General features: G+C 41.2%; 13 protein-coding genes. 7 read left to right on the forward strand and 6 right to left on the reverse strand.

Translation table 11 applies throughout. The features are described 5' to 3' along the window. Positions 1-4: 4 nt before the first annotated feature. A complete protein-coding gene (locus tag AC4GME_RS04235; RefSeq protein ID WP_490375728.1) occupies positions 5-3,454 on the reverse strand; it encodes an acyl-[ACP]--phospholipid O-acyltransferase in 3,450 nt (1,149 codons plus the stop codon). A 147-nt stretch (positions 3,455-3,601) separates the two neighbouring features. On the opposite strand from AC4GME_RS04235, the gene AC4GME_RS04240 reads away from it, so the two are divergent. The 5 genes from AC4GME_RS04240 (at position 3,602) to AC4GME_RS04260 (ending at position 8,832) form a co-directional block, all read left to right on the forward strand. Further along, on the forward strand, positions 3,602-4,339 hold the full coding sequence (locus AC4GME_RS04240) for a helix-turn-helix domain-containing protein (RefSeq protein ID WP_490375727.1): 738 nt from the start codon (positions 3,602-3,604) through the stop codon (positions 4,337-4,339). A gap of 126 nt (positions 4,340-4,465) precedes the next feature. Then, a complete protein-coding gene (locus AC4GME_RS04245) occupies positions 4,466-6,502 on the forward strand; it encodes a VIT and vWA domain-containing protein (RefSeq protein ID WP_490375726.1) in 2,037 nt (678 codons plus the stop codon). Positions 6,503-6,754: 252 nt separating this feature from the next. Further along, entirely contained in the window at positions 6,755-7,387 is a 633-nt protein-coding gene (gene gmk, locus AC4GME_RS04250) for a guanylate kinase (protein WP_490375725.1), read from the forward strand. 81 nt (positions 7,388-7,468) lie between these two features. Then, positions 7,469-7,744 (forward strand): DNA-directed RNA polymerase subunit omega, encoded by a 276-nt coding sequence (gene rpoZ, locus AC4GME_RS04255; protein ID WP_113819230.1) that lies wholly within the window; start codon positions 7,469-7,471, stop codon positions 7,742-7,744. A 98-nt stretch (positions 7,745-7,842) separates the two neighbouring features. Continuing rightward, a complete protein-coding gene (locus AC4GME_RS04260; RefSeq protein WP_490375747.1) occupies positions 7,843-8,832 on the forward strand; it encodes a calcium/sodium antiporter in 990 nt (329 codons plus the stop codon). 74 nt (positions 8,833-8,906) lie between these two features. Here the strand turns inward: AC4GME_RS04260 and nirC are convergent, their stop codons facing one another. Genes nirC through nirB form a run of 3 tightly spaced genes read right to left on the reverse strand, consistent with a single transcriptional unit; the run spans position 8,907 to position 12,652 of the window. Then, complete coding sequence (gene nirC / locus AC4GME_RS04265; RefSeq protein ID WP_490375724.1) at positions 8,907-9,743, reverse strand: nitrite transporter NirC; 837 nt, start codon at positions 9,741-9,743, stop codon at positions 8,907-8,909. Positions 9,744-9,779: 36 nt separating this feature from the next. Further along, positions 9,780-10,106, reverse strand: a complete 327-nt coding sequence (gene nirD, locus AC4GME_RS04270; RefSeq protein ID WP_490375723.1) for a nitrite reductase small subunit NirD — start codon at positions 10,104-10,106, stop codon at positions 9,780-9,782. Beyond that, positions 10,106-12,652, reverse strand: a complete 2,547-nt coding sequence (gene nirB, locus AC4GME_RS04275; protein ID WP_490375722.1) for a nitrite reductase large subunit NirB — start codon at positions 12,650-12,652, stop codon at positions 10,106-10,108. Before nirB ends, nirD begins: the two co-directional genes overlap by 1 nt. A 255-nt stretch (positions 12,653-12,907) precedes the next feature. Here nirB and AC4GME_RS04280 point away from each other — a divergent pair, with 255 nt between their 5' ends. Beyond that, on the forward strand, positions 12,908-13,399 hold the full coding sequence (locus AC4GME_RS04280) for a 2-thiouracil desulfurase family protein (protein WP_490375721.1): 492 nt from the start codon (positions 12,908-12,910) through the stop codon (positions 13,397-13,399). A 14-nt stretch (positions 13,400-13,413) separates the two neighbouring features. Here AC4GME_RS04280 and AC4GME_RS04285 read toward each other — a convergent pair whose 3' ends face one another. Both AC4GME_RS04285 and AC4GME_RS04290 read right to left on the reverse strand, forming a co-directional pair. Beyond that, entirely contained in the window at positions 13,414-14,193 is a 780-nt protein-coding gene (locus AC4GME_RS04285; RefSeq protein ID WP_490375720.1) for an NAD(P)H-binding protein, read from the reverse strand. 47 nt (positions 14,194-14,240) lie between these two features. Continuing rightward, positions 14,241-14,441 carry a DUF1289 domain-containing protein gene (locus AC4GME_RS04290; protein ID WP_490375719.1) on the reverse strand — a complete coding sequence of 67 codons (201 nt, stop codon included), beginning with the start codon at positions 14,439-14,441 and terminating at the stop codon, positions 14,241-14,243. Positions 14,442-14,549: 108 nt separating this feature from the next. Between AC4GME_RS04290 and AC4GME_RS04295 the strand changes: the two genes are divergently transcribed. After that, positions 14,550-14,906 (forward strand): glutathione S-transferase N-terminal domain-containing protein, encoded by a 357-nt coding sequence (locus tag AC4GME_RS04295; protein WP_490375718.1) that lies wholly within the window; start codon positions 14,550-14,552, stop codon positions 14,904-14,906. Positions 14,907-14,998 lie beyond the last annotated feature (92 nt).

Below are 14,998 nucleotides of genomic sequence, written 5' to 3' on the forward strand. Positions count from 1 at the left end.
AAGATTAATGCTGTTGCAAGGCCAATTTTTTCGCTTTGCTAAAATCGGTTTTTCCTGCACCTAGCTTGGGAATCTCTTCAACTTGATACCAACGTTTCGGGATCATTAATGGATTGCAACCACTGGCAAGCATGCTTTTTTTAATCTCACTACTATCCAATTTACCCTGGTGTAATAAAATAATGCTCTCACCTTTTTGAGGATCTTCAACGGCAACAGCAACGGCTTCGATATCATCCGGCTGATCTTTAAGTACGGCTTGCTCTATGGCGCTTAAACTGATCATTTCCCCTCCAAGCTTGGCGAAACGCGAATAGCGATCTAAAATCGTTAAAAAGCCGTCACTGTCTAACTTGCCTTTATCACCAGAAAGATACCAGCGCTCGCCATTTATCTCTTTAATCACTTGTGCGGTTTTTTCTGGGTTATTGAGATAACCGAGCATAATTTGCGCGCCACCAATCAAAACTAATCCAGCTTCGCCGGTTGCTAATTCCTCAAAACTATCCGGATCGACGATTTTAAAACTGGTGCCGGGCAATGGCATTCCCACAGTGCCCTCTTTGCCGCCAACCTGAACTTGCCACGTTTTTTTATCCAGCTTATCGGGCATATTAACACTGGCAACGGGCGTAGTTTCTGTGGTGCCATAACCTTCTAAAATTGATTTGTTAAATTTACTTTCAAAAGCACTTTTAACTTGAGGATGAAGTTTTTCCGCTCCCGCAACAACAATGCGCAATGAATCAAACATTAATGAATTGAGCTTTTTATTCTTTGTATACAAACGGAAAAAGGTCGATGTTCCACACATGATGGTGACATCATGTTTTGCTACCGCTTGACCAATCCCCGGCGCATCAGTGGGATCGGCATGGCAGACTAAAGGTATCCCTTCTATCAAGGGTAAGAACTGTGTCACCGTTAAGCCAAAGGCATGAAATAACGGCAACGAGCCCATTATCACATCATTGGCTTGCGTATTTAAAACATCTGATACCTGCTGTAGATTGGCCATAATGTTGGTATGGCTTAACATTACCCCTTTCGGAGAACCTTCACTACCGCTGGAGAATAAAATGGCTGCTACTTGCTCATTGTCAACTTTGCTCACGTAGAGTAATTTCAATAGCGATGCGGGTAATAATTTAACCAACAATAGACGCATTATTTGCTGGCTTTTTTTGATCTGTTTTAACGCGTCTTCTAAGTAAATCAGCTCGACCTTTTCTAGGCTGGAGCTTAAATCAACACCGCGTTTTTGCAGTTTTTTCAAAAATAGTTTTGAAGTGTAAACCTGAGTCAGCTGCGCTTGTTCAATAGCATCACTTAGTGCATCTTGGCTGGCCGTATAATTTAAATTTACAATGGTTTTACCCGCAAGGATCGTCGCCATATTGGCAATAACGCCGCCCGCACTGGTCGGTAGTAATAAGCCGACATTTTGGCTTTTATTGTTATTTTTAATCTGTTTACTTAAGCTAATAGCCCCAACTAAAACTTTCTGAGCCGATAAATTTTTTCCTGTGCTATCTGTTATTGCCTGCTGCGTTGCCACACGTTTTACCGTATCGACCCAAGCGCTACCGATATCCGCTAAATCTCCTGCATGTTGCTTCCAAGACTGCACGGACAGATCAAAAACACGCTGTTTTACTTGCTCAGTTTGGCTTGTTTTGAGCATCTGCTCGCCAAAAGCGACCACCAGATCGCGAAATAGTCCCTGCCTACGCACATCTTTTAAATTATCTGAAGAACGACTGAATTTACTGCCCCATAAACCACGGATATAAAAAGGCACAATAGCTAGCGGTTGCTCGGTTTTTCTACAGGCTAATTCAAAACCACTTTTAAATTCGCCAAGGTGGCCATTACGACTAATTGCACCCTCAGGAAATAAAGCCACCACTTCACCTTTATCTAACGCTGCTGCAATTTGTACTAATGAGCGCTTGCTTGATGCAGATTCAATCGGGATACAGCCTAATGCTTTAAAAAACCAACATAAGTACCAACGCGAAAATATTTTTTTGTCCATAACAAAACGTACAGGACGGGGACTGGCTATTTGTAACACAGCCCAATCAACCCAACTAACATGATTACCCAGTAGCAGCACGCCACCTTTTTCGGGAATGTGCTGCATACCTTGAACAGAGACTTTATAACGACGAGAAATAGACCAGGCCAATACAATACGCACTAAACTTTGCGGCAGTTTGTAGATGGTATAAAGTCCACCCGCAATTGCCACCATGGCGGTAAAGGTAAGTAAAAAATAACTGTCAAAACCATAATATGCGAAACATGCCGTTATCACTAAAAAGCTAGCCATGCTAACATTTTGCACCCAGTTATTAACGGCTAATACCTTGCCCATCTCATCACTTGCTGCATGAAATTGAATCAGCGCATTCAAGGGAACAATAAAAAGACCGCCCATTATTCCGACTGCTAAAAAACAGAGAGCTTGGGTAAGAGAGGAATCCATCAATGGCAAAAACCATAGCGCGATAGCCAATCCGCTAGCACCAATAGGAATTAACCCCGTTTCGATATGATCTTTTGACCAACGACCCGCTAGCCATGAACCAAGCGCAATACCGACTCCAGAAGCGGCAATGGTTGCTTGAATAATTAGCGTATTAGTGACTGAGAAATTGGCTTTGGCATAGGCAGGAAAACTGGCTAATAACATTTGCCCAATCGACCAGAACATCGCCAGACCAATAATTGCAAGGCGAATAACACGGCGCGTTACAAGCGGATTCAAACTCTCTTTCACATAAGCGCCAGTGCGATATTTTTTCCAATCAAATCGTTTTTCTGTTGCAGCTTTTTCCAGATTTGGTAAACGGTATGCCATGGCTAATTCAATGATGGAATTGATAACCAATAGCCAAGCAAGCGGTGCCATTGACTGTAATATTTGCGCCGGCGTTGTGGATTCAGGCAGATAAAAAGATTCAAATAATAACGAATAAACTAAGGTTCCCGCCAAAATAGCGATGATGGAAACCGACTGCACCAAGGCATTTGCTTGCGCTAATTTTTCTCGACCAAAGAGAGGTTTGATATAACCAAATTTAGCCGGTGAATAAAACGCTGACTGCACCGCTAATAAAAAGGTCATGGCAAAGGCCAACCAAAATAATCCCAGATAATAACAAAGCGTGATAGCCAAGGTGATAACAACGGCCATCCAGGCACTGATTCTAATCACTCTGTTTTTAGGGTATTTATCAGAAATAAAACCCGCTGGCGTGAGCAGTAAAATAAACGGCAGTAAGATGAGTCCATTAACCAATGCCGTGAGGAGTACCTGTTGCTGCCCGTCATATGCTTTGAAAATGGTATTTTGAATAATTATTTTATGCCCTAAATCGACAAATGCATTTAAGAAAACGGCCATTATATAGGGCCATGCACCTCTTATCTTGGCTAACTTATCCATTTTTAAACTCCTTTGCTTGGGTATAACCATTAGATTAAGAAGGATTATGATGGGCTTCAAAAATGCTGCAACTATTATTATTCAAGTCTATCTACTCGCACCAAAAGGTATTACATTTTAATACCTATTTAAATTATTGGTTTCAATATGTCGCAAACTAAAATCTTAATCACAGCCTTAAAAGCACAATTAAAAGCCCATGGAAAAACCTATACTGATGTTGCTAAACATTTAAACCTTAGCCAAGCCTCTGTTAAGCGATTGTTTAGTGAAGGAAATATCAGCCTGACGAGATTAGAGTCGATCTGTAATTTGATAGAATTACCGCTTGCTGATCTGGTGCTATCGATGACCATCGAACATAAAAAAATTGATAATTTGACCTTATTACAGGAGCAGGAAATTGCCGATGATTTATTGCTGTTACTTCTCACTGTCTGCGTAATTAACGGTTTTACTTTTGATGAGCTGCTGCAGGAATATTCGCTAACAGAGCTGGAATGTATTCAAAAACTGGCGAAATTAGACAAGCTGAAAATTATTGAGTTATTACCCGGTAATCGTTTCAAACTTAAAATAAGTACTAACTTTTCCTGGTTAGCCGACGGCCCCATTCAACGCTTCTTTTTAAAACGGGTTCAGGAAGAGTTTTTTAACAGTCACTTCAAACAACCCACAGAAAAATTAATCGTGATTAACGGATTATTGTCGTTAAGCAGCAATGCAGAGATTCAAAAACAGATGCAGAAATTAAGCCGTAATTTTGCCGAATGCAGAAATGAAGACGCTTCGTTAAAAATGAATCAAAAAAACGGCACAACTATGGTGCTGGCATTACGGCAATGGGATTCCAGTTTGTTTGATGAGATCCGTAAAAAAACATAACCTCAGCAAATCAGCTTATAAACCGGCCTCTTTGGTGTCATATATTGCTACCTTTTCATTTGCAGTTTACCTTATACCAATACCTGCTTATAACTTACCTGTCTTTAACAGCGAATGGAGAAAGGTATGAGAATTTCAAACTGGAAAGCAGGTTTTACATTCTGCACGTTATTATTAGCCAGCACGGTTAGTTTTAGTGCCGGATTATTAAAACCCGGTAATGCGGGCTACCGGGATTTACAAATCAAAACACATGACGTTCATGTGATAGTTCAGGACGGTTATTCCCGCACCGAAGTGGAACAGACATTTTTTAACCCTAATCAGCAGGAACTTGAAGCGTTTTATTCCTTCCCCGTACCGGAAGGCGCTGCTGTGGGTGAATTTACCTATTGGATTAACGGTCAGGCGATAACCGCAGAAGTCGTAGAAAAAGAGCTGGCAAAACAGATTTATCAGCAGCAGAAAGAAGCCGGTAATAACACCGCACTTGTGGAGCAGGACAGCTATAAAACCTTTGATGTAAGGGTCTTTCCGATAGCCCCCCAGGATCAGGTAAAAATCCGCCTGGTTTATCTGCAGCAGGAACAGATCGATACCGGGTTAGGCCGTTATGTTTATCCGCTTGAGGAAGGTGGTGTAGACGAGGCTAGAAATAGTTTCTGGACTCGAAATGAGACGGTACAGGAGCGTTTTTCTTTTACCATGGATATTCGCTCAAGTTATCCCTTAGACGGCGTACGTTTGCCGGCTCATCCTGACGCGCAGTTCACTCAGATAGATGATCAGCAATGGCAGATTTCTATCGGCAATAACACCAGCAGTGAGCAGGATAGTTTAAGTGCAGCGCCTGAAAACAGCGTAAAACTGAACAAAGATATTTTAGTTTACTGGCGCCATAAACCTGATTTACCCGGCAGTGTCGATTTAATCAGTTATCGTGAACAGGGTAAAAAGAAAGGTACCTTTAAACTTACCTTAACACCAGGTGACGACTTGGCTTTAAACCAGGGGCAGCGAGACTGGATTTTTGTACTGGATAAATCCGGCTCAATGGCCGGTAAATACGAGACATTAATCGAAGGGGTACGTCAGGCACTTGCTAAATTACCGACGAATGATCGCTTCAGAATTATTACCTTTAACAATCAGGCGCAGGATATCACATCGGGTTATCAGCCAGTCACAGCCGAGAATGTAGAACACAGTCTGAATAAACTGCAGGCTGCTGGTGTGAGCGGTGGTACCAACCTTTATTCCGGTATCGAAAAAGCCATTAGAAAACTAGATGCCGACAGGGCCAGTGCAATTGTATTAGTCAGTGACGGAGTGGCTAATATCGGTGTTACCGAACAAAAAGCCTTCTTGAAATTACTGGACAAAAAAGATGTGCGCTTATATTCATTTATTATGGGGAACAGCGCCAATCGACCATTATTAGAGGGTATGAGTAATATCTCTAATGGTTTTTACGCTGCAGTTTCTAACTCCGATGATCTGATGGGGCAGGTGATGTTAGCCACCAGCAAAATGACTCACCAGGCGATGCGTGATATTAAATTAAATATTGACGGCATCACAATCAGTGAATTAAGCCATGAAGATTTCAATACAGTATACCGCGGTCAGCAGCTGACCTTCTTTGGTCATTACTACGGACAGGGGACGGCTAAAGTTGAACTTACAGGTAAAGTAAACGGCCGGAAAGTCAGTTATAAAACTGATATTGATTTTAATAACGGACAGACATTACATCCTGAGCTTGAACGCTTATGGGCATACAGCAAGATCAAACAGTTAGAAGAGGAAATGAACTACCTGGGTGAGTCTGCCGACAACAAACAAGCAATTCAGGATCTCGCGATCGAATACGGTTTAGTAACTAATTACACCTCTTTATTAGTGCTGGAAGAACAGATCTTTGAGCAGCTTGCAATTAAACAAACCAACAAACAACGAGTTGCAAAAGAGCGGACAGCCCAGCAGCAGAAAAAACAACAGCCGCTAGCTGATAACCGTGCAGATCGGAAACAACCTATGTTCAGTACGCCTAAACCAAGCTTTGGCGGAGGCGGGGCAATGCATCCACTGTGGTTACTGCTATTAGTACTGCTGAAACTGCCTAACTTTCTGAAAAACTCGCCTAAAACGACTCGAAACTAAACTCTAATCAAAAGGGAGACTAATCAGTCTCCCTTTTGACGATTAATTTCTACAATCGAAAACAACGTTGTAAAACAACTTAAAACTGAAGTCACAAAACATCGATTAGTCTTAAATTAATTTATTTCTGCGATTAAAAAGACATCACTATAAAAATAGGGGATAATCCGCGACTACAAAAAATCAGGCGCTCAATAAATAGACAACATTAGCATCTGATAGAAGCAATTAATATTTCAGGAATCATTATTTATGTCCCAAGTTGGCACGCTTTATATCGTATCGGCCCCAAGTGGCGCAGGAAAATCTAGCCTTATCAATGCTCTTTTAGCAGAAAAAAGAGATTGGACGGTACAAGTTTCAGTATCTCATACCACTCGCGCACCACGCGTTGGTGAAAATAATGGCGAACATTACCATTTTGTGGATGTGGATAACTTTAAACAGTTAATTGAAGAAAATGCCTTTTTCGAATGGGCAGAAGTATTTGGTAACTATTACGGCACCTCACGTGTAACTATTGAACAAGCATTAGCACAAGGTATCGATGTATTCCTGGATATCGACTGGCAAGGTGCACGTCAAGTACGAGAAATGATGCCGCAGGCAAAAGGTATTTTTATTCTACCGCCAAGCCGTGCGGAATTAGAGTCGCGTCTGAATAAGCGCGGTCAGGACAGCAAGGAGATTATCGCAAAACGTATGGCACAGGCTCAATCGGAAATATCGCATTATAATGAGTATGATTATCTGATTGTTAATGATGATTTTGAAGTAGCAACTCAAGAGTTTTCTGCTATTGTTAAATCACTGCGAAATGCGCAGGATAAACAGGCTATCAAGCATCAGGCAACCATTAAAGAATTGCTTGAACAACAGTCTTAATACGAAGTTTCTGGATCAAATCACATTTAGCACATATAATAAGCGCCCTTTTTTGTGTAATTAACTTTTTGGAGTTCAACAATGGCACGTGTAACCGTTGAAGATGCAGTAAATGTAGTTGGTAATCGTTTTGATCTTATCTTAATGGCATCTCGTCGAGCTCGCCAGCTTGCTACTCAAGGTAAAACACCTTTAGTTGAGCCTGAAAATGATAAACCTACAGTTATCGCTTTACGTGAAATTGAAGAAAATTTAATCACTAATGAGCTGATGGATATTCAAGATCGTCAAGAGAAGCATGAAAAACAAGCTGCTGAATTAGCTGCTGTTGCGGCGATTGCAGAAGGGCGCGGTTAATATAATAACCGACCTGACTAAAGTATTTTAAGAAACGCCGATCATGCAAATGCTCGGCGTTTTTTTATATTCAATAAATATGGAGTTAACTTGTTGTGATGAGCTTATTATTACCCGCCTTAACGATTGTTATCGGCTTTGCTTTGCTTATCTGGAGCGCTGATAAATTTGTTTTAGGGGCATCAAATACTGCACGCAGTTTTTCAATATCCCCTCTGATTGTCGGTGTGGTGATTGTTGGTTTAGGAACTTCTGCTCCTGAGATGCTGGTATCGGCTATGGCGGCCTCGGAAGGAAAAACAGGTTTATCAATTGGTAATGCGATCGGTTCAAACATTACCAATGTCGGTTTAATGCTCGGTCTGACAGCACTGTTTTATCCTCTGCAGATTCACTCTAAACTGCTCAAACGTGAAATGCCGGTATTGCTGGCTATTATTGGACTTAGCTACTTTTTACTGTGGGATCAGCATCTTAGCTTTATTAATGGTTTAGTTTTATTGATCATGATGTTTGCCATGCTGGCCTTCACGGTTTATGAAGCTAAAAGCCACGGTGAGGATACGCTGCCGCAGGAAATTTTAGATGAGATGCCGGAAGAAGTAAGCAAAGGCGAAGCGCTAAAATGGTTAGTGATCGGCATTGTTGTACTTATCGTTTCATCGCGTATTTTGGTTTGGGGCGCAGTTGAAGTTGCGGAATACTTTGGCGTCAGCGACCTGATAATTGGTCTGACCATTGTCGCAATCGGTACCAGTTTACCTGAGCTGGCGGCTACTATTGCAGCTGCGCGTAAGAAAGAGTTTGATTTAGCGGTTGGTAATATTATCGGCTCCAATATCTTTAATATCTTAGGAGTAATGGCGTTACCTGGTTTAATTCATCCGGACAAGTTTGATATTGAGGTATTAACACGTGATTACCCGGTAATGATCGGTTTAACCATCGCACTGATGATCTTCTCAATCGCATGGCGCAAGAGTAAAACCGCCCTGCTCGGAAGATTTGAAGGTGCTTTGTTATTAGCAGGTTATATCAGCTATATGGTCTGGTTATTTAATGATATGCAGGCTTCTTCGTTAGCTTAAGTCTAAACTAATAAAAAGGCGCCATGGAGAATATCCATGGCGCCTTTTTTGTATCTATTGTTTGCGGTTTTAAATTAACCTGCAGTGCGGCTTACTAATGGTGCTTCAACAGGCTCTTGTACCGCAGCTTGTGCTGATAAGTCAGGGCGCTCGGCTTTCGGCGTAGATAACCAGTAACCAAAGCCCATAAATAGACCACCACTTACTAAGTTGCCTAAAGATACCCATAATAAGTTATGACCAATACCTGCCAGTGTGAACGCTTCTTTTGACTCGCCAAACCAAGACAGTGCAAAGATAGTCATATTGGCGATACTGTGCTCATAACCGCAGGCAATAAAGGCTGCAAGACACCACCAGATAGCGATAAATTTACCTGTACCTTCTGTACGTACACACATCCAGATCGCCAAACAAACTAACCAGTTACATAAGATACCTTTAGCAAACAGAACCATGGTTGGCGCTGTTGTTTTCGCTAGAGCAACTTTGTGCAGCAAGCTATCTTCAAAACCAAGCAGTTTACCGCCACCAGCATAAGAAAAGATCGCAGCAAGCAGGATACAACCAAGCAGGTTACCCAGCCATGTCTGCGGTAAGACTTTAAATTTGTCGCTCCATGTTATCTGTTTCGTTAATGCACCAAAGGTCAAAAACATCGAATGCCCGGTAAACAACTCAGAACCCGCAATGATAACTAAGGTTAATGCGATACCAAAAAAGCTTCCCATTACGATTGCACGGATTGATGGATCAACAATGTTACCTAACGTGAAGATGAGGATAATGCCCATACCAACATAAGCACCAGCCATTGCTGAACTTACCCAAAATCCCAATTTATCTGTTTGTGCAAATTTGACGATACGCGCCGCGGTTGCCGAACATTTTGTAATACTATCTGCGTACATTTTCTTTCTTCCTTAAAGTTTAAAATAAATTAGTTTCTACAGGTGCACTTCAACAAAGCCATCTGTGACACGTGCTTTATAAGCTTCAACATTTACCTCTGTATTTTCTAAACATGAACCATCAAGCAAGTTAAAACGCTGCTTTTTAAGCGGAGATGCCACCCATAATTGCTCCTGATGCTGACAAATCAAACCGCGCGATAAAACATTTGCACGCGCAAACGGGTCCATATTATTAATCGCATAAACCTGGCTCTCTTCACTTGGACGGAAAACTGCAACTTGCTTACCCTCAACCAGCGCACAAACACCAGTTGCAGGAAAAATACTTTTTAATTCACATACTTGGGTCCATTTACTCATTACACTTGCTCCAACTCGATTTTATATACAGGGGCTTTTTCATCAAAAAATGCAGGACGTTTTTGACCGCGTTCAGGGGTAAATACGACGTTATCATCTTGTTTGTCACTGTTAATAAAGTGCGTAAAATGTTGTAGCTGTGCTTGATCGGAAAGTGTTGCTGTCCACTCACATTGATAGCTAGCAATCGCATCAGCCATATCACTTTCAAGCTGCTTATTGATTCCCAGTTTGTTATCTACAATCACTTCTTTAAGGTAATCAATGCCGCCGCTTAGATTTTGTAACCAAACCGAAGTACGGGTTAATTTATCCGCAGTGCGCACATAGAACATCATGAAACGGTCTAAGTATTTAACTAAGGTTTGTTTATCGAGATCTGAGGCTAATAACTCTGCATGCTGTGGTTTCATACCGCCGTTACCACATACATATAGGTTCCAACCGGAATCGGTTGCGATAATACCGACATCTTTACCCTGTGCTTCGGCACACTCACGCGTACAGCCCGACACACCAAATTTCATTTTGTGTGGAGTGCGTAACCCTTTGTAGCGGTTTTCCAGTTCAACACCCAGGCCAACACTGTCCTGCACACCGAAACGGCACCAGGTGCTGCCGACACAGGTTTTCACCATACGTAGAGCTTTTGCATAGGCTTGCCCCGTTTCAAATCCAGCAGCTATTAGCTGCTTCCATATATCTGGCAGATCGCTCTTATGCGCGCCAAACAGACCGATCCGCTGTGCACCGGTAATTTTGGTATAAAGCTCATATTGTTCCGCTACACTTGCCACAGCCGCTAACCCTTTAGGAGTTACTTCTCCTCCCGCCATACGCGGAATAACAGAGTAGGTACCATCTTTTTGCATATTTCCGAGGAAAATATCGTTGGTATCCTGCAGGCCGTTATTATCGCTTGATAAAACATAATCACTCCAGCAAGACGCTAAAATAGAGCCAACTGTTGGTTTACACACTTCACAGCCGTAACCTTTACCGTATTTTTCCAGTAACGCGGTAAAGGTTTTAATACCTTCGATACGGATCAGGTGGAATAACTCCTGGCGAGAATATTCAAAATGGTCACAAATATGGTTTTTAACTTCCACACCCTGCTTGGTCAGCTCTGCATTTAAAACTTGTGTTATTAAGGGAATGCAACCACCACAACCGGTACCCGCGCCCGTTTCCATTTTAATTGCGCCAATAGTGCTATGCCCTGCCGACACGGCATCGGCAATATCACTTTTCTTAACATCAAAACAGGAACAAACCTGCGCGCTATCCGGCAACGCATCCACACCTAAGCCAGCATCACCACAACCGGCGTGTTCTGGCAAAATCAATGAATCAGGGTGTTTTGGTAACTCGATATCATTAAGCGTATATTGTAATAAATTGCTGTAGCTTTCTGTATCACCAACTAATACTGCGCCTAATAGTGATTTACCATCTTCAGAAACAATAATACGTTTGTAGGTAGAGCTGTTTTCATCAAGATAGACATAACTTTTACAGTTTGGCGTGCGACCATTTGCATCGCCGATACTGCCGACATCAACACCTAACAGTTTTAATTTAGCGCTCATATCAGCGCCAGTGAATTCGTTTTCTCTGCACAGAATGTCATCTGCGACGACTTTTGCCATGTTGTAGCCGGGAGCTACTAAACCGAAGAATTTTTCATTCCAAGACGCACACTCACCAATCGCATAAACATCAGGATCTGATGTTTTACACTGATTGTTAATGGTAATACCACCACGACGAGCTGTTGCTAAACCACACTGTTTAGCTAATTTATCTTGTGGACGAATACCCGTTGAGAAAACAATAAAATCGACTTCTAACTGCGAGCCATCAGCAAACTTCATAGTATTACGCGCAGTTTCACCGGATGCGATTATCTCTTGGGTATTTTTACCTGTGTGAACGTTTACACCAATACTTTCGATTTTTTGGCGCAGCATCTGTCCGCCTTGAAAATCCAGTTGCTCTGCCATTAATACCGGTGCAAACTCGATAACATGCGTTTCCACACCCAGTGCTTTTAACGCGCCAGCTGCTTCTAAACCCAGCAAGCCTCCACCGACAACCACACCTTTTTTACTACGACGTGCAGTGGCCTCAATAGCGTTAAGGTCTTCAATCGTGCGGTAGACAAAACAATCTTTGCTTTCATTACCTTTGATTGCCGGCACCCATGGATATGACCCTGTTGCCATAATTAATTTGTCGTAATAAACCGCGCGACCGGTTTGCGAGTGGATCACTTTTTCATGGCGGTTAATGGTTAAAGCGCGCTCACCAATCAGGACTTCAATATTATGTTTTGCGTAGAAACCTTCTTTTACTAATGAAAGCTCATCGGCAGTATGATGCGAGAAATATGAGGAGAGGTGAACTCGATCATAAGCAACACGAGGCTCTTCACAAAAAGCGGTGATTTCAAATTTATCCAAGTCTGCTTTATCCACAAAATCTTCGATAAAGCGATGCCCTACCATGCCGTTACCAATGATCACTAATTTTTGTTTGTTCATAGATTCCTCAGTCATTAAATAAATTTTAATCGGGTGCAGACTAACCAACTCCGACAAAAAAAAATTGAACAATATCAAAGCGCGCTACATTATGCTTACAAATTCACTAACAAACCCGCAATATACCCACTAGTGAGTAGCGACTTGATTAACAATAACCACACAAACATTGACGCCATTTAACAATCACCATGATTTATTTAAGGGTATTGTTTGTGCTAAAGTTCATAGAAAATAATTAGTTAGGAAAGCAAATTGTCTGAAGTAAAAGAGCAGATTCAACAATACAAAATTCTTATTAGCGCCTGTTTATTAGGTGAACGCGTTAGATATGACGGCAAGATAAATAAGCTCAATCATAAATTGATCGATAGCTGGTTAGCACAAGGCTGGTTACTGAGCAGTTGCCCTGAAGTTTGCGGCGGTTTAGCAACACCACGTCCCGCGGCAGAAATTCAGCAGGATGGCTTAATAAAAACCCAATATGGAGAGGATGTGACAGATGCTTTTAAAAAGGGTGCCGAGCATACACTGGCATTAGCTTTGAAGTTTAATATTAAAGTCGCGATCTTAACCGAAAAAAGTCCATCCTGCGGCAGCTCGCAGATTTATAATGGTCGCTTTGAGCGCAGCTTAATCGACGGACAGGGTTTAACCACACAACTGTTACGCGCCCATGGCATTCAGGTATTTAATCAGTTTGAACTGGATAAAGTACAGGCCTTTATAGCTAATATGGGCAAGTAGTCTGGTGCATCTTATTACCAAGGGATCTGATCGAGATCCGGATAAATAAATTGATAATCTAAGCGCTCTTTTAGCTTGTTATTACACACCACTTTATTGCTCGCTATTTCTGTATTTAAAAATTCAGGTGCATTGTTGCCCAATGATAACGCGCTCTTGGTGTAATAGGCCTGTTTGCTGGGATGCGAATCCGCACAAGCATTAAACAGTTGTCCCCAACCCTGCTTTTCGACAATGCGATTAATAATATTTATACAATCATCAAGGTGGATTAAATTAACGCGTGCTTGTGGATCGCGCATTTTTTTACCTGAACTAAAAAAGCGCCCTGGATGACGTTTAGGTCCAATCAAACCAGCAAAACGTAAAATGGTTGTTTGAAAGTGCTTATTATCACTGAATATTTTTTCTATCTGTAATAATGGATGTGACAAATAATCTAACCTATCTGACTCCTGGCATAATCCATTATCAGAAGGATAAACTGAGGTCGAACTGACAAAGATAATCTTCTCAATCGGAGATTTTTCTATCTCTTTTATCAGGTTTTTAAATGCAATTAAATTTTTACTGGTGATATTAATGATCAGTAGTTGCGCATTTAAAAAATCCTGAATATTGTCTGCTAATCTTTCTATATCAAGCAGATAAACAGAAACATTAACGGCCTTTAACTGCCTTAACTTCTCTGCTGAGCGAGTGGAAATATTAACCTTGTTACCTTGCCTTACAAATAACGCAGGTAACCTGCTACCCAACCAGCCACTGCCTAAAATAGAAATGCTTTTATCCATTGTTTATGTCCCTAATCGTCAAGTTTTGTTCGATAAAAGATGCAGCCTTATCTTCTTTTCTGCTGAATTACCCTGCTTTCTTGATGCTCTTTTTTGCGCTGCTTAACAGAGGATAAAACCTGTAACTTAAAATGGTCATCTGCTTTCCCCCACTGCATAATTTCAGTCAAACTCCGAAAACAACCTATACAAATATCCTCCTTATTGAGGCAGCAGTTACGTACACAGGGTGATGCCAGGTTACTCATTTGTATTCTCTATTTTTATTGAATGAAACTATCTTACCTTTAATGATCGCGATTGTTCAGTTAAACTGCCAGCGATTTAACAATTTGATAACAACACAGGAGCGCTAGATGTTTATTATCCGCTGGATTTTAGGTCGATTTATTTTATTACTGAATTTTATCTTCACCCCGAAAAAACGTAAACGCGAAATACACGAGCAGATAAAAATTGATTTACAGTCAAAATCATTACAACTATATCAATATAAAGCCTGCCCATTTTGTGTAAAAGTACGTCGGGCTGTACGTCGCCAAGGTTTAAATATTTCGACAGTAGATGCCAAGCACGCAGATAATAAACAAGTATTGCAAAACGAAGCGGGAAAAGTACAGGTACCTTGTTTACGTATTGAGGAAAGCAATAACGTGACCTGGCTATATGAGTCATCGGCAATTATTGAATACTTAAATAATCGTTTTGCTTAAGCCATAAAAAAACCACCTTTTGGTGGTTTTCTGTTTCGAACTTATTGGCTGGTAAACTGTAATAACAGCAACTTGTTTTTATCATATAACTT

It is taken from the genome of Psychromonas sp., assembly GCF_983033635.1.